General features: G+C 63.7%; 26 protein-coding genes. 18 read left to right on the top strand and 8 right to left on the bottom strand.

Translation table 11 applies throughout. From position 1 onward, the window contains the following. Nucleotides 1–49: 49 nt before the first annotated feature. Nucleotides 50–760, top strand: coding sequence for an SDR family oxidoreductase (locus OIT41_RS09645; RefSeq protein ID WP_241708469.1), 711 nt, complete (start codon nt 50–52; stop codon nt 758–760). 53 nt (nt 761–813) lie between these two features. After that, a complete protein-coding gene (locus tag OIT41_RS09640) occupies nt 814–1,362 on the top strand; it encodes an NAD(P)H-dependent oxidoreductase (protein WP_241708468.1) in 549 nt (182 codons plus the stop codon). 132 nt (nt 1,363–1,494) lie between these two features. Here OIT41_RS09640 and OIT41_RS09635 read toward each other — a convergent pair whose 3' ends face one another. Further along, nucleotides 1,495–1,839, bottom strand: coding sequence for a hypothetical protein (locus OIT41_RS09635; protein WP_241708467.1), 345 nt, complete (start codon nt 1,837–1,839; stop codon nt 1,495–1,497). A 65-nt stretch (nt 1,840–1,904) separates the two neighbouring features. Then, the gene (locus tag OIT41_RS09630; RefSeq protein ID WP_241708466.1) at nt 1,905–2,387 is read right to left on the bottom strand and encodes a MarR family winged helix-turn-helix transcriptional regulator; all 483 of its coding nucleotides are present in this window, start codon (nt 2,385–2,387) and stop codon (nt 1,905–1,907) included. A 158-nt stretch (nt 2,388–2,545) separates the two neighbouring features. Between OIT41_RS09630 and OIT41_RS09625 the strand changes: the two genes are divergently transcribed. Together OIT41_RS09625 and OIT41_RS09620 are read left to right on the top strand one after the other, a co-directional pair. Next, nucleotides 2,546–3,241: a maleylpyruvate isomerase family mycothiol-dependent enzyme gene (locus OIT41_RS09625; RefSeq protein ID WP_241708465.1), complete on the top strand. Its 696-nt coding sequence runs from the start codon at nt 2,546–2,548 to the stop codon at nt 3,239–3,241. Nucleotides 3,242–3,351: 110 nt separating this feature from the next. Beyond that, a complete protein-coding gene (locus OIT41_RS09620) occupies nt 3,352–4,227 on the top strand; it encodes an alpha/beta fold hydrolase (protein WP_241708464.1) in 876 nt (291 codons plus the stop codon). 28 nt (nt 4,228–4,255) lie between these two features. Here the strand turns inward: OIT41_RS09620 and OIT41_RS09615 are convergent, their stop codons facing one another. Both OIT41_RS09615 and OIT41_RS09610 read right to left on the bottom strand, forming a co-directional pair. Then, the gene (locus OIT41_RS09615; protein WP_241708463.1) at nt 4,256–4,717 is read right to left on the bottom strand and encodes a GyrI-like domain-containing protein; all 462 of its coding nucleotides are present in this window, start codon (nt 4,715–4,717) and stop codon (nt 4,256–4,258) included. A 12-nt stretch (nt 4,718–4,729) separates the two neighbouring features. Next, the gene (locus OIT41_RS09610; protein ID WP_078105227.1) at nt 4,730–5,035 is read right to left on the bottom strand and encodes a hypothetical protein; all 306 of its coding nucleotides are present in this window, start codon (nt 5,033–5,035) and stop codon (nt 4,730–4,732) included. A 219-nt stretch (nt 5,036–5,254) separates the two neighbouring features. On the opposite strand from OIT41_RS09610, the gene OIT41_RS09605 reads away from it, so the two are divergent. Together OIT41_RS09605 and OIT41_RS09600 are read left to right on the top strand one after the other, a co-directional pair. Continuing rightward, complete coding sequence (locus OIT41_RS09605) at nt 5,255–6,373, top strand: alanine racemase (RefSeq protein WP_241708462.1); 1,119 nt, start codon at nt 5,255–5,257, stop codon at nt 6,371–6,373. Nucleotides 6,374–6,908: 535 nt separating this feature from the next. After that, nucleotides 6,909–7,229 carry a hypothetical protein gene (locus OIT41_RS09600; protein WP_241708461.1) on the top strand — a complete coding sequence of 107 codons (321 nt, stop codon included), beginning with the start codon at nt 6,909–6,911 and terminating at the stop codon, nt 7,227–7,229. Between the two features lie 230 nt (nt 7,230–7,459). Here the strand turns inward: OIT41_RS09600 and OIT41_RS09595 are convergent, their stop codons facing one another. Further along, nucleotides 7,460–7,807 (bottom strand): UBP-type zinc finger domain-containing protein, encoded by a 348-nt coding sequence (locus OIT41_RS09595; RefSeq protein WP_241708460.1) that lies wholly within the window; start codon nt 7,805–7,807, stop codon nt 7,460–7,462. 90 nt (nt 7,808–7,897) lie between these two features. Further along, nucleotides 7,898–8,818, bottom strand: a complete 921-nt coding sequence (locus OIT41_RS09590) for a DUF5996 family protein (protein WP_241708459.1) — start codon at nt 8,816–8,818, stop codon at nt 7,898–7,900. Nucleotides 8,819–8,913: 95 nt separating this feature from the next. On the opposite strand from OIT41_RS09590, the gene OIT41_RS09585 reads away from it, so the two are divergent. The 12 genes from OIT41_RS09585 to OIT41_RS09530 all read left to right on the top strand — a co-directional run bounded on the left by OIT41_RS09585 (nt 8,914) and on the right by OIT41_RS09530 (nt 17,961). Continuing rightward, on the top strand, nt 8,914–10,185 hold the full coding sequence (locus OIT41_RS09585) for a phosphatidylserine decarboxylase family protein (protein ID WP_241708458.1): 1,272 nt from the start codon (nt 8,914–8,916) through the stop codon (nt 10,183–10,185). Then, nucleotides 10,182–10,319 carry a hypothetical protein gene (locus OIT41_RS09580; protein ID WP_241708457.1) on the top strand — a complete coding sequence of 46 codons (138 nt, stop codon included), beginning with the start codon at nt 10,182–10,184 and terminating at the stop codon, nt 10,317–10,319. Before OIT41_RS09585 ends, OIT41_RS09580 begins: the two co-directional genes overlap by 4 nt. 89 nt (nt 10,320–10,408) lie before the next feature. Next, nucleotides 10,409–10,825, top strand: a complete 417-nt coding sequence (locus tag OIT41_RS09575) for a hypothetical protein (RefSeq protein WP_241708456.1) — start codon at nt 10,409–10,411, stop codon at nt 10,823–10,825. Between the two features lie 9 nt (nt 10,826–10,834). Then, a complete protein-coding gene (locus tag OIT41_RS09570) occupies nt 10,835–11,635 on the top strand; it encodes an MIP/aquaporin family protein (protein WP_241708455.1) in 801 nt (266 codons plus the stop codon). Between the two features lie 20 nt (nt 11,636–11,655). Then, nucleotides 11,656–12,108, top strand: coding sequence for a hypothetical protein (locus OIT41_RS09565; RefSeq protein WP_241708454.1), 453 nt, complete (start codon nt 11,656–11,658; stop codon nt 12,106–12,108). A 273-nt stretch (nt 12,109–12,381) separates the two neighbouring features. Further along, entirely contained in the window at nt 12,382–13,293 is a 912-nt protein-coding gene (locus tag OIT41_RS09560) for an EamA family transporter (RefSeq protein ID WP_264637865.1), read from the top strand. Further along, the gene (locus tag OIT41_RS09555) at nt 13,268–13,510 is read left to right on the top strand and encodes a hypothetical protein (RefSeq protein WP_241708453.1); all 243 of its coding nucleotides are present in this window, start codon (nt 13,268–13,270) and stop codon (nt 13,508–13,510) included. Before OIT41_RS09560 ends, OIT41_RS09555 begins: the two co-directional genes overlap by 26 nt. Before the next feature lie 99 nt (nt 13,511–13,609). Then, nucleotides 13,610–14,023, top strand: coding sequence for a hypothetical protein (locus OIT41_RS09550; protein WP_241708452.1), 414 nt, complete (start codon nt 13,610–13,612; stop codon nt 14,021–14,023). Further along, the gene (locus tag OIT41_RS09545; protein WP_241708451.1) at nt 14,020–15,156 is read left to right on the top strand and encodes a cysteine desulfurase family protein; all 1,137 of its coding nucleotides are present in this window, start codon (nt 14,020–14,022) and stop codon (nt 15,154–15,156) included. The genes OIT41_RS09550 and OIT41_RS09545 overlap by 4 nt, the downstream gene beginning before the upstream one ends. 1 nt (nt 15,157) lies before the next feature. Continuing rightward, nucleotides 15,158–15,724: a cysteine peptidase family C39 domain-containing protein gene (locus OIT41_RS09540; RefSeq protein WP_241708450.1), complete on the top strand. Its 567-nt coding sequence runs from the start codon at nt 15,158–15,160 to the stop codon at nt 15,722–15,724. A 395-nt stretch (nt 15,725–16,119) separates the two neighbouring features. Beyond that, the gene (locus OIT41_RS09535) at nt 16,120–16,689 is read left to right on the top strand and encodes an RNA polymerase sigma factor (protein WP_241708448.1); all 570 of its coding nucleotides are present in this window, start codon (nt 16,120–16,122) and stop codon (nt 16,687–16,689) included. A gap of 3 nt (nt 16,690–16,692) precedes the next feature. Continuing rightward, nucleotides 16,693–17,961 carry a hypothetical protein gene (locus OIT41_RS09530; protein ID WP_241708447.1) on the top strand — a complete coding sequence of 423 codons (1,269 nt, stop codon included), beginning with the start codon at nt 16,693–16,695 and terminating at the stop codon, nt 17,959–17,961. Here OIT41_RS09530 and OIT41_RS09525 read toward each other — a convergent pair. Together OIT41_RS09525 and OIT41_RS09520 are read right to left on the bottom strand one after the other, a co-directional pair. Next, the gene (locus OIT41_RS09525; protein ID WP_241708446.1) at nt 17,958–19,550 is read right to left on the bottom strand and encodes a GMC family oxidoreductase; all 1,593 of its coding nucleotides are present in this window, start codon (nt 19,548–19,550) and stop codon (nt 17,958–17,960) included. The two genes, OIT41_RS09530 and OIT41_RS09525, sit on opposite strands and share 4 nt — an antisense overlap. Then, nucleotides 19,547–20,314: a glucose 1-dehydrogenase gene (locus OIT41_RS09520; RefSeq protein WP_241708445.1), complete on the bottom strand. Its 768-nt coding sequence runs from the start codon at nt 20,312–20,314 to the stop codon at nt 19,547–19,549. Before OIT41_RS09520 ends, OIT41_RS09525 begins: the two co-directional genes overlap by 4 nt. Between the last annotated feature and the right edge of the window lie 221 nt (nt 20,315–20,535).

Below are 20,535 nucleotides of genomic sequence, written 5' to 3'. Positions count from 1 at the left end.
AGAACGATCCGTCACATCTGATCGACGCCCTACTTACGGGAGAACCCCCATGAGCTCTTACAATTTCGCCGGGAAGCACGTCCTCGTCATCGGAGGCACCTCGGGCATCGGACGCGCCGTCGTCGAGCACGCAGCGGCACAAGGCGCCCGCGTCACGGCCGCCGCCCGCAATACCGGGAAGGCCAACCTCCCCACAGGGGTGGCGATTGAGCACGTGGACCTCACCTCCACGTCCTCGGTCGAGTCCCTGTTCGAACGGATCGGGGCGTTCGACCACTTGGTGCTCTCGGCCGGGCCCGGCGCCATGGGCGGAATCCGTGAGCTGAGCTCCGAGCAGGTGCGGCCCTTCATGGACATCAAGTTCTGGGGCTACTACGAAGCGGTGCGTGCGGCGGCCGACCGCATCGCCAAGGACGGATCCATCACCCTTGTGGGCGGGGCCGCCAGCCGCAAGCACGCTCCGGGGCGTCCCATGATGGCCGCAATCAACGCGGCGCTCGAGGCCTTCGGCAAGGCCAACGCGATCGATCTCGCCCCGATCCGCGTCAACGTGATCGCCCCCGGCTTGGTGGACACCCCGGCCTACGCTGGAATGCCCGAAGAGATGCGCCAAGGCATGCTCAATGGCTACGCGGCGAGCGTGCCGGCCGGCCGTGCGGGACTGCCTTCGGACGTGGCCACCGCGGCCATATTCCTCATGGGGAACACCTTCATCACGGGCACAGTACTGGACGTCGACGGCGGAGTCCACGTCAGCTGATTCGCCATCCGACCCGTCCTCGACTCCGATCCTGAAAGACGTACAAACCTTCCATGACCCCCACCCGCACTCTCATCGTCGTTGCCCATCCTGATGTGGAAAAATCCAGGATTACCGCACACCTCGCCGCAGCCGCCATGGACGTCGAAAACGTCACCGTCCATGATCTCTCAGCCACTTACCCGGACCGGCGCGTCGACGTCATCCGGGAGCAGGGGCTTCTGCGCGAGCACGACACCATCGTGTTCCAGTTCCCGTGGCATTGGTATTCCGTTCCGGGCGTACTCAAAGAATGGATGGACCAGGTGCTCACCTACGGGTTCGCTTACGGTTCCGGCGGAGGCGCGCTCCACGGAAAGCGCCTGCGCCTTGCCATCTCGACCGGCGGCCCGGAGTCGTCCTACGCGCCCTCGGGAAGCAACCGCTTCACCATGGCCGAGCTATTGCGGCCCATGGAAGCCACCGCGCACCTTTGCGGCTTGGAGTTGGAGGAACCGCTGATCCTGCATTCGGCTCCGCGCGTGACGGATGAAGAATTGGCGGCCCATGCGACCCGCTACCGGGAGCTGCTTTCGGCCGTTCCCGCAACTGCCGGCCGCTGACTGCCCCCGGTCCTGGCGAAAGTCCGCCCGACCCTGGGGAATCCCGGAGCGGAACCGAAGGGCCCCTCACCCTCCGCCTGTCGGCGGATCGGCAAGGGGCCCTTCGAGGCCAACGCAGCTCCGGGATGCGTGTCAGGCCAGGGCCTGATTGATCTGCAGCGTTCCGCCGCGCGTGACGAACGGGTGGGAGGCGAGCAGTTCGCTCACGGCTTCGGCCGAGTCGGCTTCCAGAATGGAATAGCCGAGGATATCCGCAACAGCCTCCGGCGTCCCGGTGGCGACCTGGCCAGCAAAGCCCAGCGGCGCACCGGGATCAGTAACGGCCGGACCGGCATTGCCGAGCCACGCCATGAAGTCCTTCCGGGCAGCTTCCATTTCGGCCGGATCCGGATGCCCGGCGCCGTGATAGGTGATCAGAAATCTGGCCAAGATGACTCCTAAAATACGAATCGTCCACTGCGGGATCTCCCGCAGCACCGCCAGTGTACCCGGCCACTCTGACGGCCCCTCACAAACTCCGTGAAGGGATACGCAGCCGGTACCTAGCCCTGCTCGGGCAGGGCCCTGTCCTTTGAGATCGGCGCCCGCTCGGGCTTCTCTTCGCCCCAACGGGCAGACCCGAGCCAGCGGATCACGGCCGTCAGCTTGTCGCGCAGTTCCTCCACACCGATGTCGACGCCGGGAGTCAGGCTCCGATCAATCTCCCGAGCCTGGACAAGGGCCGCTTTCCCCAGGTCCGAAACTGCGACCCTTTGCGACCGCCCGTCCAGGCGGCTACGTTCCCGGGTGATGTGCCCGTGCGCCTCAAGCCTGGAAAGTGTCTGTCCCATGGTCTGCGCCTGCACCTGGACTTTGGCCGAAAGCCTGGCCTGGACCATGGCCCCTTCCGCATCGAGAACTTCGAGCGCGATAACGCCCGCATGGGTCAGGCCCAGGACGGCAAGCTCCTCGTTCCAGGCATGCTCGACCAATCGCGCTGCCGTTGAGAGCAACCGTGGAGTCGTCCAGTCGTTTAGGTCCGGCATGGTCCCACCATAGTAAGCCTGCTTCCTATGTGCAGGCTGAGTAATCCATCAGATGGACTTGCAAAGACCTTAGCCTCACCCGGTAGCCAGGAAATGAGCTGTCCTGGCATCGGGCCGACTCGGAAAGAATCCTCCGCATCGCCCGTTATGCTCAAGACATGTCGCCGGATCTCTATCTTCCCGAGTTGATCAGCTCCCTGGACCGTCTTAGCCTCCTGGCACGCCAACCCGAGAACGTTCTGACTCGTCCCGTGCCGGCTTGTCCCGGCTGGAACCTCAAGGATCTCTTCGGCCATCTGGGTTCCATTGAACGTTGGGCGGCCGAAATAGTCCTTTCGGGCAAAGTCGCCGAAGAACCGGTCCCACCGGCCACCGGCGCCGTAGCGTGGTTCCTTGAGGGCGCGGACGCTTTCCTCGGGACAATGTCGGCGCTCGATCCGGAAGAACCATGCTGGAACTTCGGCCCTCCCCCGCGCACGGCCGGGTTCTGGCGTCGACGCCAGGCGCATGAACACGCCGTGCACCTCATCGACGCCTGCCAAGCATCGGGCTTGGCGGACCCCGCTTTCTCAGCCGATTTCCTGCTCGACGGAATCGACGAGATCCTCACAATGTTCACCCCGCGCCAGCTCCGCCTCGGACGGATGCCGCAGCCAGAGGGCGCGGTGACCTTCGAGGTAGCAGGGGCCGGCCGCTGGAAAATCGGCGAAGGAGAAGCCAAAGCTTCGATTTCCTCGACGCCGGGCGGGATGTACCCGGGTCTGTGGGGCCGCTCCAACCTCGCAGAATCAGCGTCCATCGAAGGGGACAAGGCCCTCGCGGTCCGCGTCCTGCGAGGTCCGCTCACCCCCTGACCACGAGGGTGCCGGCATACGGCGCATCGTGGACCAGCTCGTCGAAGTTGATCCAGTCCAGTACCTCCGCGGCTACGAACCACTGTCAACGAGCAAGAGCGAAGGCGACCATGAGTGTTCAACAGAAAAACGCCCCTACGCTGCGGCGCCATGTCCTTCCCACCGAGTTGGGTCCCTGCATGGTGCGCGTCCAGCAGGGCACCCACGGGCCGAGGGCCGAATCCGGCACCCCGGAGGTCTACCTTCACGGAGCCGCGGGGTCATGGACAACTTTCCAATCACTGCTTGCCAGGGCAACGGCCCATGACCGGGTATTGATCGACCTGCCGGGCTGGGGCGAATCCACGGCAGGCGCCCGGCGTGAACAATTCAGCATCGAGGCGATGGCACGCGCCGTCGTCGGGGTGCTGAGTGCGCTCGGCTACAGGCGGTGGAAACTGGTGGGCCACTCCATGGGAGGTTTCCTGGCCTTGCACATGGCTGCGGCTTGGCCGGAGGAGACCGCCGGGGTAGCCGCCATTTCGGCCACCACATTCAGTGTGTCCGACGCCTGCGGCGCGCCACTCCGCGGCCTCTACAAATTCCCGGCGTTCACCGGCATGCTTCTGGCCATGCGCTCCATGGCCGCCCTCGGCGCGGCAGGGACCGCTGTGGTCCGTACCATCGCCACCACGCCCCTGATGCGACCGCTGATGTCCCCGTTCTTCGCAGATCCTGGAGCCATACCCCCGGCCGTGTTAAGGGAGCTCGGCGACGATGCCCGGCCCGGCTCCCACTACGATTTCGGCCAGTGGCGCGGCATCCTCTGTCCGGTCCTGGCGATCCGGGGCGACAGGGACGTGTTCACACCCGAGTCCGACCTGGCCCGGTTGGCTGTGGTGGTCCCCCAAACCCGCTTGGCGACTTTTGCGCGGTGCGGCCACTTCGCCCACATCGAGCAGCCGGATCACGTTCACCGGCTGATCGACGAATTGTGGTCCCGGTGAAGAGTCCCGGGCGCGCGAACGGTCAGTGCTACTTCAGCAGGTGCACGACTGTCGTTTCGGTGTCAGCCGGATCTGGGGTCGGATCTCCGTAGATCTCCCAGGAGTGCCCGGCAGACTCCCTATGATTCGCCGCCATCCACTCCTCGATCGCCTTGTACGCCTCGTTCATGAGGTGGTACGGCCCATGGTGGACTGCCACGGCAGCTTCGCCTCCCGGTGTTTCGCTCGCGTACACCTCGCCCGCTGTTTCGAAGGTGCGGGTGACTTCGACGCCGAAGTCGCACAAGAGCGGCGCATCGGGCTTGTTCGGGTGGTGGTAGACAAAGATGTTATGGCCGTCCGTCCACAAGCCGGGCTGACGGCGAATGAAGTCCCAGACAAGGCCCACCGGAGGGCCCCATGCCGAACCGACTTCGCCCGGCGCGACTTTGCGCCGGACGGCGGCCAGCGTGCGCGGGAGGACAGTCTGGACGGTGACGGTAACCGACATGCAGGGAGTCCGCTAGTACTTGTCCGCGGAGTCGACGGATTCCCCCACGGTGACTTCGGGGGCCACGTTCGGATCTCCGCCGACCGAGCCGATGAACGCCTGGATCTCGGACGCCCCGAAGAATTTCTGGAATGCCTCTGTCGATTCCCATTCATCGACGACGAGGACAAACCCGTCCCCCACCGCGAACTGATGGTGGATCGCTCCTGCCGCCCGGCCGCGCTCGCCCCATTGGCGGTACTCGTCCGCGCGTTCCTCAAGCGATTTTGCAAAAACGCTCGTGTCACCGGAAATCTTGGTTGCAATGATGACAGACATGATGTGACCTCCTATGGCCTGAACTCAGCTCTTTGCAGCCGGCCACGCGGCGATGCGCCTGAACGGCCTGACACGTGAAAGACCATACTCACTCCGCCCGGTTACCGCCCGAGTGGCCGCTACCTGTCATTCGCCGCGATCCGTCGAGGGTTCTCTAGTTAGTGAACCCGGATAGGATCTCGGGGTACCCAGCTTCCCGAACCATCCTGAAAGAACCGCATGCCGCACCTTGATCCTGCCCTCCCGCTCCGCACCTTGCCGCAGATGCTCCTGGACGTTGCCGCCGTCGAGCGCAATATCGGCATCAAAGAGGGCTGGACACGTGAGCACGGCATGGTGCTGGCCCCACACATCAAGACCACCATGACAGGTGAGATTGTCCGCCGGCAGCTGCCCGGTTCCTGGGGCGTGACCGTGGCGACAACCGCGCAGGCCGCGCAGGCCGTCGAGTGGGGAGCCACCCGGATCCTCATCGCGAACGAGGTACTGTTCCACGGCCACCTCGAGCAGTTGCGGGCCTGGCTGGCCGCATCGCCGGAACTGGAAATCTACTGCCTGGCCGATTCGGAGGCGGGCGTCCAGGCCATGGCCGAGGTGTTCGAGGAGTCGCCACAGGCCCTGAAGGTGCTGATCGACGTCGGAACTCCCGGCGGCCGCACCGGGATCCGCACTGCGGCCGAAGCCGGGCCGCTGGCGGCGGAGATTCGCGCGGCCAGCGGGCTGCTGCTGGCCGGCGTCAGCGCCTACGAGGGCGTGGCACCGAACACCCGGACGGATGAGAACCTGGCCGGGATCGATTCGCACTGCCGCTTGGCCCGCGACATTTTCGATGAACTGCACCCCATCTTCGAGGTGGAGCTCCCGGTCTTCACCAACGGCGGCTCGGCGTTCCAGGACCGTGCGGCCGCTTTCCTGCCGCAGAACGCCTCCGTCAATGTGCTGCGTTCAGGCTGCTACGTAGTGCACGACCACGGCACCTACCAGAGCGTCTCGCCAGTCCCCGGCCTCACCGCCGCAGCGGTGGTGCGGGCTTTGGTCATCTCCGCCCCGGAACCCGGGCGCGTGGTCCTGAACGCGGGCAAGCGCGAATTGGCGTACGACGCCGGCCTGCCCGTGATCGTTTTCCGGTACCGCGACGGGGCCCTCCTGCATGCCGGTGCACGCGCCACGCTGACCCGCCTCTTCGACCACCACGCCATCGTTGACGATGCCGAAGGGCTGCGGGTCGGCGACATCGTGGACCTGGGTATCTCCCACCCTTGCTCGCTGTTCGACCGCTGGCGCGAAGTCGTGGCCGTCAGCAATGACGCCGTCGAGACCTGGCGGCCTGTGTTCTAGACGGCCGGTTCGACTCTGCTTAAGGGGGCTCACCGCCGCTGCGGGACCCCTGCGAACGCGAGCCGGACCTGGCACCCGACATCGCGGATGTGCAGCCCCGGCTGGACCGCATCCTGACGGCGCTGATCGACGGGTTCGCCGGCCCCAAAACCCGGGATGGAGGGTTTCGTGGAGTAACGAGCGCCCTACTGCTTGGTTTCCCAGGGTAGGGCCCTGCGACGGATCGCTTGGCATTATTATCTGCCCTGTTCTTGCCTGTCGGGGTGCTCTTCTGCCCACGTCCTCACGCTTCAACAACCGAAGGGCCCAAGTCGGAACCCACATTCGTGACGGCAGTCATCCGGCCAGCAGTTTGTGAAATCAATTCTCTGGTCAATCAAATGGAGGCAATTGCGAGATTCGGGTAAACACTTTTGCAGAGGGCGTACCTTTTCCGTGGACGCAGACGATTAAAAGAGTGCGTACACAACCGAGTCAGCCCTCGCGAAGCCCGCAAGACAACGGTGCGCCGTACAACCCGGGAAAGAACACATCAATGACACTCACTGCCGAGGCCGTACACACGCTAGAAGAGATCGCCGTCCGCTTCAGCCCCGATGGCATCCCGTTGGCCGTCCGATATGACGGCAGCATCTTGGCCGTGGATCCCGACGCCGACGCCGCGCACTGGTTCGGGCGCGGAGGTTGGCCGGATGGCAGCGACCCGGCCGCCAACGACAGCGAAGACTCCGCATCCGTTGAACACTGGCGGCTGCAGGTCCGCCGCAACTCCAACTCCGCATTGCGTACTTTCCATCTGCTGCGGAATCTGAGCTCCCCCGACTGGTTTCTGGCCGACATCACCGACGCGTCCTAGAAACCAGCCATCCCTCGGCTCGTTCCGTTCGTCCATCTATGGACACCGTCGGATTCTGCTGGATCACTCACCTCGCCGGAGTCGAGTGATTGAGTAGAATGCCACAGGCGAGCGACGCCAAGCCGACCGGAACCCAAGTCACCGACGCGACCTCGGCGTTCAGCCCGGAAGCCATGCACTCCTAAAATCAGAGCTTGAGCGTCTCCGTCCTCATGGAAGCGTGCGCCCCGTCAATGCAGCCGCTGTTCCCAGTCAGTCGGGACGCGTGAGGCCGGGCCCGGAACGCTTTGATCGAGAGGATGATGCGCCGGTGGTTCAAGCTCAGGTCCGGCGAAAAATGCCGAGTCCGGATAGTTGAAGAACCAGTCCTCGCCCGGTTCAAAGCTGCGGATGACCGGGTGTCCGCTGGATTGCGCATGGGCCGTGGCGTGTTGCCCGGGCGAGTTGTCGCAGCAGCCGATGTGCCCGCACTGGGCGCATCGCCGCAAGTGCAGCCACCAGCCACTGTTGGCCTCGCATTCAACACAGCCCGGCCCGCTGGGTGGAATCGAAACGTCGATTCCTTGATATGCATTCATTGCGGCTTTCCCTCGCATTGGAGTGCCTCTAGACCACCCATCACTTTACGCCCACAGCCATTCCGCGCCGAAGGAATGTCGGCATCGTCGTCAGCGCCGCCCACGGGCCGGATCCACATCCAGTGCGGTACGGTCCCACCGTCCCGTTTCAGCCGCCGCCTCGTAGGTGGATTGCAGGAACCGCAACAGCATCTTGTCAGCGTCCGACGCCGTGCGGACGTTCTCGTACGGGAGGAGATACAACTTGCCATCGCTGCTATAGAAGGCGCCATCGGCATCGTTGACATATTCGGCGTAACCGGCCGGCTCCGGATAAGAGTATGCATAGAAGGCTCCTTCGTCCCCTCCCCCGGGCCAAAACCCACAGCTGCTGAGCTCGTGGGAATAACCCTCCACCATCACCCAGTCGGCGCAGTTCGGGACACCACCGGGATGAATAGGCGCGCCCCGCCCGGAGAAGCGGGAGTGTGCCAAGTCCATGCCTCCCCAGAAGAAATGGACGGGACTGGCTTTGCCCCGGAATCGCGACCTGAATTCATTCATAACCCGGTCCGACTGGACTAATTGCCTCCAGAACAACCGAATAGCCTCCGGGTCGTAGGAGGCATGTTGAAAGTCCTGGGCAAAGGGTATGGCCGGGTCCACCTCGTTCGGAATGCCGCGGATGGTCGCCTCGATACCGAGCCTGCCCAAGGCTTCGAATACTTCGGAGTGGAATTCGGCCACCGACTTGGCTTCGAGGACAACGGATGCCGACGTCCCGTTGCTGGCACGTATGTGCAGCCGATGGTCAAGGAAATCGAATTCGATGTCGTATGCACCGCCGGCGTACGGGATCGCTGATGTGGTCAGTCCGCGCGGGGTGACGTACAACGTTACCTGCCACCAGTGGTTCAACATCGGGGCATGCGCCATACGGATTTTTCCCACAATCTGAGTCCACATGTGCACTGTCTCCCTGGTTGGGGTCCACTCATCGGCGCGAAGCTCGGGCCATTCCGGGTGAGCCATCTCACAATTCTGCCACTCCTGCCGCCCGGACCGCCGGGGATTCTCTGACGCGTTCCCATCGCCCGCCCCGGTCGAGGGCGCGTAGGCTCGGCGCTATGACTATCAACTCTTCATCTGACCGTGTCCGCCGAACGGGTGGCTGGCTGCCCGAGCGACAGGACGAGCTCGAGGAATGGATTGCCGGCCACCGGGAACGGGCGGAGGCCCGGGGCGACGATGCTCCTCTGCATCCCGTGATCGCGGAGTTCAAGGAGCTTATCGCCGGCGATCCGGTTGTCCGCCTCTACATGACAGAGATGATCGAGCAGGTTCCCAAGTCGAAGCCCTACCGCAATCGGCACCTGACAAGCGTTGACCAGATGCTCCGGCTGATCAACGAGGTGCTGACGACCGCCCCGGAGTTCAGCGAAGGTGGCATGGTCACCACGCCGTTGACAGCGATCCTTGACTGGACCATGGGAACCGAGGCCGGGTTCGCCGCCCATCGCGATCCTCGAATCGTCGCCATGTTCCGCAAGATACTGAATGCCTGGTGCGAGTTCCTAAGCAGCGAGGACTCGCTGTACGTGCTGAACGACTCGCCGTCCGGCTGGATGTCGGAGAAGGCGCGGCAGGTTGTCGGGATGGACGACTATGAACATGATCCCCTCGCCGAGCACTGGGGTTTCACTTCGTGGAATGATTTCTTCACCCGCCGCCTCACCTCGACCTCCAGACCCGTTGCTGCACCCGAAGACGACAAAATCATCGTCAGCGCCTGCGAATCGACCCCCTACAAGATAAGCTCCGACGTTCAACGCCAGAGCCGGTTCTGGGTCAAGAACCAGCCTTACTCACTCGAGGACCTGCTCGCCCGGGATGAATCGGTGGATCACTTTGTTGGCGGAACGGTGTACCAGGCGTTCCTGAGCGCACTGAACTATCACCGGTGGCACGCGCCCGTCGCCGGAACGATCGTGCGGGCGTACCTCAAGGACGGTACATACTTCTCCGAGGCAGAATCAGAAGGGCCCGACGCCGTCGAGCCGACCCTCTCGCAGTCATACCTGGCCCATGTCGCGGCACGCGCGATCATCCTGATCCAGGCCGACGACCCCGTCATCGGCCTCATGGCGGTGATACCCGTGGGCATGGTCGAGGTCTCGTCCTGCGTCATCGATCAGGAGATCGTCCCGGGCCACCACGTGAACAAGGGCGACGAGTTGGGGTACTTCCAGTTCGGCGGCTCCACAGAGTGCCTCGTCTTCCGGCCCGGCGCTATCGACCAGTTCGCTCTCACCGCTATCCCCCAACCGCAGAATCCGGACGCACCCCTCGTACGGGTCCGGTCGAAGCTTGCCTCCGCCAGGCATGAGGAGAACGCATGATCAATGCCGACGCCGTGTCGCTGGAGGCAATCGGTGTCAATCCGCTGGATCCGGGGGCGCGTGCTCCCGCAGCTCGCGCCGCCCGGGATCAGGGCTGTCGCCTCGCCGCGGAGCTCGACATCTTCTGGGACTGAGTTCTGCTAGCCGTCCCCCGCGATGGAGAGGATAATCCGGACCACCGGCAACGCAGGATGCCCGCCACCAACGGATCAAAAGGAGCATCATGACCAAACACGGCCAACCTTCCAACGCCACAGACCACTCCAAGCCGCTGGCGAAGTGGCTGGACAAACCGCAACAACACGACTATCCGGCCGCCGCCTCCTACCTCTCCCTCATCGCCGGGCCCAAAGCCGTCAGTCGGGCGGTCAAGGCCCTGGAGCAGGCGGACACCGTGTCATTCAAAGCCAAGGACCTTCTGCGTGCGGCGGGGTTGCCACTGCTGCCAGCCGATGACCCGGACGTTGCCAAGGAACTCGGCCGGGTCAGGGCCGGTACGGCACTCTCACCCTGCCTGGTCATCCGCGGCAGCAGGAAAGCCGGGACGACCGCCCGGATCGCGGACGGCTACCACCGGATCTGCGCTTCCTATCATCTGAGCGAAGACACGGTCGTTTCCGCGCGTATCGCCGGGTTCTAGGCCTGAGAGATGCCAATACGCGACGCGGCAGGCCGGTCCGGACGGCGAAGGCACCCCGGCCTCTCGGTCCAAGACCACCGCATGATCCGGACCTTCAACCAACCCGGCAACGGATCACGGCGCCTCATCGGTGAGTTCCTCGGGACCTACCTTCTGGTGCTGGCCGCAGCCGGCGCCGACATCGTGAACACCGCCACACACGGAGGCCTCGGGCACACGGCCATGGTGATGACCCCGGCGCTGACCATCATCGCCGTCGTCCTCTTCGTAGGACCCATTTCCGGGGCCCACCTGAACCCCGTGGTGACTCTGGCGTTCGCCCTGCGCCGGGACTTCCCCTGGCCAAGAGTTCCCGGCTATATCCTCGTCCAGGCTGCCGGGGCGGCGCTCGCGTCCGCCACGCTCCTGGCCGTGTTCGGCCACTACGGCAAGGACGGGATGACCGTTCCGGGCCCGGAATTCACCGATTTCCAAGCTTTCACCCTGGAAGTCCTGCTGACTGCGGGACTCGTCAGCACCGTGCTCGCCGTCGCCTCCGGGGCGCAGAACGTCGGCGCCTTGTCGGCATTCGGAATCGCGGCTTACATCGTCATGGCCGGGCTTTGGGGTGGCCCGGTCAGCGGAGCGTCGATGAACCCGATCAGGTCGTTCGGCCCCGACCTAATCACAGGTGACTTCAGCCGATACTGGATCTACGCCACCGGTCCGATCGGTGGGGCCCTCCTCGCAGTCGCCATAGCGCATGTCCTGCGGGGCCGGGGCGGCAGGGCCGCCGCCGAAAAAGCCGCCCAGGGCTCCCTGAGCGGCTGAGCCGGGGAGGGCGGACTGGTATGCGCACAAGCGATGGGGAAACCGCAGCCGGACGGCTCACGGCGAATCGGCGTTTGGCAGCCGTGGCTGCGGCGGCTGTGGCCGCCACGATCGTGGCGGCATTCCTGGTCACCCAGCCGCGGGCCGGCGTCGACGGTCCGCTGCCATCGCCTCCCGGGCCGAGCATCCCGACGACCTCGTCCCAGTCTCCTTCGAGTCCAGGTTCGCCGCCGCCGTCGAGCCCTTCCGGTGTCCCGGGCGATCCGATCAGGCTGATCGGATCGACAATCCCGGTTGGCGCAGCAGCACTGTGGCCGGATGTCACGTTTCCAGTGGCGCCGAGCGCGGGACGCCCAATAGCCCAGGCCGGATCGGTCATCGTGGAGGCGGGATTGCAGGGCAGCACCTTGGTGGTGGCCCACAGCTCCGATTCGGGAGCCACCTGGACGAGCAACCACGTTGGGGTCGCTTGAGAAAACGGACGTCAGAGTACGCTAAGGGCCCCGTTCTCCCTTGGAGGTGTCCCTGGAGGACAAGTAACACAGACTTGTAAAAGCGAAATATCCGTCATCCCGACCTCGGCAGGAAGGGGAGGAAGCTGTCCGCACCGGTTTTTTGACTTGGAAGAGCATCCGCTGGTGCTGTAGCGTGCCGTTGAATTGCGGAGTGTTACGACATATTGGGGAATATAAGCGTATGGCGGCATGGGGGACGGCTGGCGTGGTTTTGTCGTGTGCACGGATCACATGAGGAAGCCAGGGACTGCTTCGGCAGGTGTGGCTGCGGTTGCCGCGAGCCTCACCGCACTGCAACTCGGTAACGGCGTGGCCGTTGGGCTCATTGAAGCCGTCGGCGCGGGAACCGCGACGTGTCTGAGGGTGGGAATCGGAGCTTTGGTGCTCCTACCTGCCCTCTGGTTTGCACGACATTCTGCTGCCGTGTCCGTGCACCGCATCGTTGCTTACGGAGTCGTCTTGGGTTTGATGCAGCTTTGCTTCTATCAAGCAATTTCGCACATCCCGCTGTCTCTGGCGGTTTCGGTTGAATTCGTTGTCCCTTTGGCAATCGGCTGTCTGCGTTCGCGCTCTTGGGCGGTCCGGCCTGCGGTTTTGGGCGCCGTAGCGGGACTTTTCCTCATTGTGGACTACGCCGGTCAGCCGGATCCTGCAGGGATCCTGTGGGCCGTGGCTACCGGGATTCTGTTGAGCGTCTACATCAGGGTAGGGACGGCCATGCCGGCCACGACCCATCCACTGGCAGTGCTATCCAAGGCTTTGTGGGTCGCGTTCCTGGTTGTTCTCGCCGGACAGCTCCTGGCCCCGGCTCCCGATTTGCAGACAGCAGGCCCGTTGGCGGGCCAGGCGCTTGTCGTGGCACTGCTGACCATGGTTATTCCATTCTCTCTGGAACTTTTCGCGATGAAGCGTCTGCGCGCGCTTCCCTTCGCGATGGCCTCGGCTTTGGATCCCGCGCTGGCTTCGGCCGTTGGCGTACTTGGCCTGAACCAGTTCCTGGACGGTCGGCAGATCATGGGGCTGATCGTTCTGACCGGGTGTGCCGCACTCAGCGTCTGGACGGATACACGCGCTCAAACAAGCAACCAACTGACATCTGAAGAACGAGGAGTAGAAGTTGAAAACGAACCAATTGCTGTCTGAATTGGACTTGTCCTTTCCGTTAAAGCGTGACACCCAGGTACTGATTGCGTGCGGCTACTTCGACGTCTCAACGGGAATCGATGAATTCGCCGTGGAATCGATGAAGTCGGGCCTACGTCTCGGGGACGAACTCCAAAGCACCTATTCTCTGACGCGGAGACCGGCGTACACCATCATCGTCAACGACCTGGGCATGGACTGTTCCCAGGATGTGTGAGAGCTGCGGACCGCAGCCACCGCCGAAGTCGATACGTCGGCGCTTCTGGAACTCTGTGCCCCTTTCGGGGTGAGCTTCGAGGTTGTGAAGGAACGTACGTTGCGGAATCGTTCCGCCCGGTTCCTCAAGCGATGGCTGAAAGACATGGACTCGGACGAATCGCTGCGGCTGGAAGGGACCGAAATCCTCTTCGACTCCGACCTCTACCCGAAAGTCATTGCCGGGGCCGTCAACGAGGCAGGGGCGGGCATTCCACGTTGCCCGCTCATTGTCAGCGAGTACCTCGATTTGTCGTTCAAACGACTAAGCGCATCACGGCAGCGATCCTCCCGGGTCGTCTTTGATTTCAACCGGGTAGCGGACAAGGACAAAGTCATCAAGGGAACAGAGATGTACCTCGCCCGGAAATCCCAGGGGCAGGAAGCCGTTGTGCAGGTGTTCTTCGATGCAAAGACACACGATTTCGTCTCGATCCCCTACAGTTCCGAGGACCTTGGGCGGAGAGCAGCATGATCTACCTGGATTATCAGGCAACGACCCCGCTAGACGACGAGGTTGCTGATCTAGTCGACAGCGCCGGACGCCGGTTCTGGGCCAACCCGTCCAGCCCGCACATGGCAGGGATGAGGAGCCAGGAGGCCATCGAAGGCGCGCGACGGAAGATGGTCCGGCTTCTTGGCTGCCGTCCCCGTGAGCTGTTCTTCACTTCAGGCGCCACCGAGGCCAACAACTGGGCCATATCCATGGTCAAAGCCAGCCAGGAACACCACATCATCACCACGGCGATAGAACACAAATCCATGCTGGACGCCTGCCGGGCCTTCCAACGGGGAGGCGGGGACCTCACCGTGCTCCCGGTAGACAACAAAGGATTCGTGAACCCCACCGAGGTAAAGAGGGCCATCAAACCGACGACACGGCTTGTCTCGGTCATGGCGGCCAACAACGAAATCGGCTCGGTCCAGCCCATCACCGACATCGCTTCGGTCACAGGAGAGGCCGGGGCCCCTCTTCATTCCGACGCCACCCAGGCCATCGGCTACCTGATTGAGGACATCACCCAGTACCCCGCCGACCTGGTCAGTTTCTCCAGCCACAAGCTTTACGGGCCCAAAGGAATCGGTGCCCTGTACATCAGTGACAAGTTCCAGACCTCCAACAAGGGTGTCCCCTCCCTGCTTCACGGCGGAGGACAAGAGGGCGGCAAACGCCCCGGAACCCAGAACCTCCCGGCGATAGTCGGCTTCGCGAAAGCCCTCGAGCTATCCCGGGCAGCATTGACGGACGAACGGTCACGGGTCAAACAGCTCAAGAGCATGTTCCTGGATCTTCTGCTATCCCACCACCCCGACATCATGACCAACTCCCCGCAGGAGCTTTGCCTGCCGAACTGCCTGAACATCAGGATCCCCGGCCTGGACGCCGGGGAACTCATGTCCGCGGTTCCGCACGTAGCGATCTCGGCCGGTTCTGCATGCAACAGCAACGACCAGCAACCCTCCCACGTGCTCATGGCCATCGGGCTGTCCGCAGCCGAGGCCCGGTCCAGCCTACGAATAGGATTCGGAAGAACAACAACCCCCGAAGAAACCCGCGACGCTGCGCTGGCCATTTCCGCGGCCGTTTCCCTCATGAAAGCCTCGTGAAATGCCAGCGGCTGAGACCGGTGAAAGAGTTCCCTTCTACAGCTCCATGGTCAGCCACGACTGGGAAGCCCTGGGCTACCCGTCCCGGAACGCGGCACGGTTCTGGGACACCAGATCCTGCGGCGTCGCATGCCTGCGCATGGTCTACGCACAGCTCCTCCCCGGCATGCATGTTCTTCCGGCAACGATCACCGAGGAACTTCTCCATGACGGCGCCTACACCGAACAAACCGGCTGGCACCACGCCGGACTGGCCCGCCATGGGCAAAAGAACGGACTCGAAGCCGACCGGTTACAGTTCTCGACCACGGAAGAATTCATCGAAACCGCCCGAGGGCCGGGGGCACTCATCGTTTCCGTCGGCCCCTCCTTCGAATCTCCCGGCAAATCAGGTCACCTAGCAGTGCTAGCAGCCATAACGACTTCCAGCGACCTGCTGATCCACCGGCCCTCAAGCCATCACCCTATCGAAGGGCGAAACATCCGTCTTGATCCCGCGACGTTCTGGGACCACTTCTCAGGCCGGGCAATTCATTTCCGGAATAGGCGGCAAGAATCCGGGCTTTGAGTCCTCAAAGCCCGGCTTCACAGTTGTTTACCGCTCGAGGCTGGGAGCAAGCGGTAGTTGGCGGGCACGGAGATACTGAGATCGCGGGCGACGTCGACCACGAGCGTTTTCAATGTTCCGGCCCGTGGCTGTGGTCCGGGTTGGGTGTCTTGGCGTGGCTGGTCGCTTTAGCGCGCTGGTTCTGGGCGGCGCGGCCGGCAAAGGCGCGGCCCTTTGCTGCCTCCTGGGCGGGTGTGCCTCGGGTGGGCGGCTTTGGCCGGTACTGTTCGGTGCACCATTTCGGTTCGGTCTCCTGGACAGCTGCGAGTTTCCGGGCGGCGTGGGTGGAACTCGGGCACTGGCAAGGCACAGCGGGAACTTTTGTGCTCGCGGAGACATGAATGGGTATGGAGACCATGAGTTCGTCCATCTCAGGCCAGGTGTTGTGGGACCGCAGCGTTGCAGGCGATACAGACGCCTTCCGCGACCTGTTCGTTCGACATCGCGACGCGGTCTACAACTACTGCTTCCGCCGAACGGCCTCGTGGGACGCCGCGGAGGATCTCACGTCCTCCGTGTTCCTGGAGGTCTGGCGGGGCCGACGACAGCTGGCTCTGGATCGGGAGTCAGCTCTGCCATGGCTGATCGGAACCGCATCGAATCTGGTGCACAGCAGGACGCGGTCCGCTGCGCGACGTTTCGCTATCGAGCGGCAAGCGGCTCCGCGCGACGAGGTCACAGATCCCGCTGAGGACGTCGCCGAGCACATCGATTCCGAGCGGCGGATGGCCGCCGTTCTGGCTGCCATAAGACGCCTCCCCCGAGGCGAGCAAGAAGTCCTGGCCGCGTGTGTGTTCGCCGAGCTCGACTACAAAGCGGCCGCGGATGCCCTGCATGTGCCGATAGGCACCGTGCGCTCACGGCTGTCCCGCGCCCGGGCCCGCCTTCAGGAGATCAACCGACCCGCAGAAGCCCGAGGGGAATAGACGATGAACATCTTCGATGAAGTGCCCGCCAAGCGGCGCATGCCCGAGGACGCCGAGCGCCGTGCATGGGCGCGAATCAAAGAAGGCATACACGCAGGCGAGGAGAAAACAGCACACGGGCGGCCCCACGCGAAGTGGCGCTTCACAGCCTTGGCTGCCGAGGCGGCTGCGGCCATCGCCGCGGCGTTCCTGATCATCCAACCGTGGGCAGGCGTCGGCGGTCCGCCCCTATCCGCTCCAGGGGCCAGCAGCCCGAACACCTCCCAGTCTCCTTCGGGCACTGACTCGCTGCCCCCGTCGAGCCCTACCGGTGTCCCGGGCGAACCGATCATGCTGATCGGATCGACAAACCCGGTTGGCGCGGCGTCACTGTGGCCGGATGTCGTGTTTCCGGTGGCGCCAAGCACGGGCCGCTCGATCGCCCAGGCGGGATCCGTCATCGTTGAGGCAGGGGTGCAGGGCACCACCATGGTAGTGGCCAACAGCTCCGATTCGGGCGCCACATGGACGACCAACCAGGTTGTCCTGCCGACCCCGGTGCCATACGTCGACGTATCGCTCTCCGGTGACGGCAAGCACTGGATAGTCGGCCCGCCACACGAAGGAGGGGCGACGGTGTCGACCTACACGGGCGCCTACGTCTCGACGTCGGGCGGCGCTCTCCAGCGGGTCTCCCTGCCAGGCCCGGCATCGCATGCCGCCTGGGCTGGATCAACCCTGCTCGTGAGCGGCGGAGCGATGGACACCCACCTCTGGTCGAGCACCGACAACGGCCAATCCTTCACGGACATCAGCCCGAGCATCCAAGGATCGATGCCGCCACCGGGGTACCAGGGCGCTCCCTCGATCTCGCTCCTGCAACTGGGCACCGGGGTGGCAGCTGTCGCACTAGCACCGAATGGAACCGGAAGCACTGCGACCGTCTACGTGACGCATGACGGCGCCACGTTCAAAAAGGGCGCCTCGGCGGAGCTCCCGAACATCGCCCCCGGGCCGCTCAACGGCCTCGCCAGCACCTACGGCAGCGACGCCGCCATCGTGACCAGCGCCGTACAGCTACTCAAGGTCACCGCCGACGCCCAGTTCCAGCCGATCGCGACGTCGGGGATCCCCTTAGGGGCTAACTCGCTCGGAATCCAATTCCGAGACGCCGCCAAGGGCCTCGTCGACGCGACCAAGACCACCTGCACTGCCGGGAAGACCGGCTGCACCACACTCACCACCCGGTACACCACCGCCGACGGCGGCACCAACTGGACCCCGGCACCTTAGAGGATGCGCTCGGCGATGCGGTCGGCGACGCGCAAAGCGTTGGCGATGATGGTCAAAGTCGGATTCACCGCGCCGATGGAGGGCATGAAACTGCCATCGACGACGTAGAGGTTGTCAAGGTCGTAGGCTTTGCAGTCCAGATCCAGGGCTGCAGCCGCGGGGTCGGATCCGAAGCGGACCGTTCCGGCCTGATGGGCGGTGGCTGCGATGTCCATGTCCTTGTGGGGGTAGATGCTGCGTGCGAAAGAAGTCGAACGTGCATCGAGTCTGTTCAGGACGCCGTCGAACGCTTTCCGAAGTCGTTTGACGCCCTCGGTGTTGTTGTCGGGCTGAAGTGCCAGCTGCACGGACCCGTCCGCGCGCAGCGTCACCCGGCTCTCGGGCAAGGGAAGGTCTTCCCCCGCCAACCAGAAGTCGAGCGCGTGCGACGCGACCGCCCCGAAAGCGGCGGACGGTCCAAGCCCGAACGGCTTGGGCGCTTCCGCTTTGATCTGCCAGTCGTCCGATTTGCCCAGCATCTGGACATTCCCCATCGGATATTCCCATTCCGCGCTGGGACCGTAGAAGTCGTTCAGGGCCAATGTTTTCTGGAACACGGTGGGATTGGGGTCTTTTGACACGGCCATCAAACCGACGTTGTTATGCCGCATGTAATGCCTTCCAACGACGTCGGAACTGTTCGCCAGCCCGCGGGGGTGCCGCTCGTTGGCTGACTGAAGCAGCAGCACCGTTGAAAGGATCGATCCGGCTGAGAGGACCACGATGTCTCCGACGAAGGTTCGGGCGCTTCCGTCCTCCATGGTTGCGTGGACCCCCGTGATGGTGCGGCCGGTCTCATCGGTTGTGAGGCGCTGGACGGTGGCCCGGGTGATCAGGGTCAGGTTTGGGTGCGCGGCCAATGCGGGGCTCACGGCCGCGGTTTCGGCATCGGACTTGGCGCCCAGGAGGCAAGGGAAGCCGTCAACCCGGTCGCAGCGGATGCACACGGAGCCAACCGCGGCAGTGCCGTCCTGGTTTTGATCCAGATTGATGCCCAGGGGCAGGTGGAAAGGGTGGAGTCCGAGTTTTTCGAGCCCGTCGGAGAGTTCCTGGATCCGTGGTTCGTGCTTCACCGGCGGGTGCGCATAGTCGCGGCTCGATGGCCCGGCGAAGGGATCCTCACCGTGCAGGCCGTGGACCATGAACTGGTGTTCGGCCTGGACATAGTAGGGTTCAAGATCTGCATAGCTGATGGGCCATGCCGGCGAGATCCCGCCGTGGTGGCGGATTTGTCCGAAGTCTTCCGGGGTAAGCCTGAAAAGCGCAGCCCCGTAGACCTTCGAATTGCCGCCTACGTAATAGTGCAACCCTGGATGGAACGGTTTGCCGGTCCGGTCGTAGAAGGTTTCGGCTGCTGTGTAGCGGCCCTTGGCGAACACCTCGCGGGAGTCCCAGTTGGCCCGCTCGCGCTTGAGGTAATCGCCCCGTTCCAGGAGCAGGATCCGCTTGCCGGTCCTGGCCAGTCTGCCGGCAAGGGTGCCGCCGGCGGGTCCGCTACCAATGACGACGACGTCGTACGCGTCACCTGCGTCGGTGGAGTGCGCGTTCACAGGCCGACGCTCCCCTGCATGATGCCGCCATCGACGAAGACGGAAGTCGAGGTCACATAGGCGGACGTGTCGGAGGCAAGGACAACGGCCATGCGGGCGATTTCCTCCGGCTTTGCCATGCGTCCGAGCGGTATGGCACCATTCAGGGACTTCAGCTTCCCGGCATCAGCCATGGTGGAGGCATTGATGGGAGTTTCCACCGCGCCGGGGCACAGGTTGAGGACACGGATACCGTGCTCGCCAAGTTCAACACCGGCCGTGCGCGTGAGCATCCTCATCCCGCCTTTCGAGACGCAATAGGCGGTGTTGCCGGGCATCGGCCAATCCTCGTGGACGGAGGAAACATTCAAGATCACCCCGCCACGGCCTTGGAGGATGAACTGCTTCGCCGCCAGTTGGGTGCCGAAGAACGCGCTCTTGAGGTTGATGTCGAGCACTTTCTGGTACTGCTCCTCCGAGGTTTCCAACACTGAGGTCCGGGTTTCGATCCCGGCATTGTTAACGAGTACATCCAAGCTACCGAAGGCTTCGACTGCCTTTTGCACGAGTGCCTGCAAACCCGCGAGCGAGCTGATGTCGGCTTCGAGTCCGACAGCTTTCCCGCCAGCCTCCTCGACGCGGGCGATCAGGGATGAGGTCTCTTCAGGGTGCGCTACGTAGTCGATGACAATGTTGGCGCCCTCGGCCGCCGCGGCGAGCACGATCGCTTCACCGATTCCGCTGTTGCCGCCCGTCACTATGACTGTCTTGTCTTTCAGGAGCATGGCTGTATTCCGTCCTGTTGAGTTCTCCGGCTGATGCCGGGCGCTTGTACCGGATGATGATGGTCCGGGAGCGTCCGGTGTGGATGTAGGGCTCATGGTACCCAGTCCAGCTGGATGCACATGGGGTGGCAGCCACAACGGTCCAGCCGGGGGCGACACGCCACCGGAGCCGGCGCCCCTTTGGGGCTCGCGTCAACTCGCGGCGAGGACGCTCTTCGTGA

The organism is Arthrobacter sp. YA7-1 (assembly GCF_025960325.1).
Classification (GTDB): Bacteria; Actinomycetota; Actinomycetes; order Actinomycetales; family Micrococcaceae; genus Arthrobacter; species Arthrobacter bambusae_A.
Note: the sequence above shows the minus strand (reverse complement) of the source record. Positions and strands in the feature narration are given on the sequence as shown.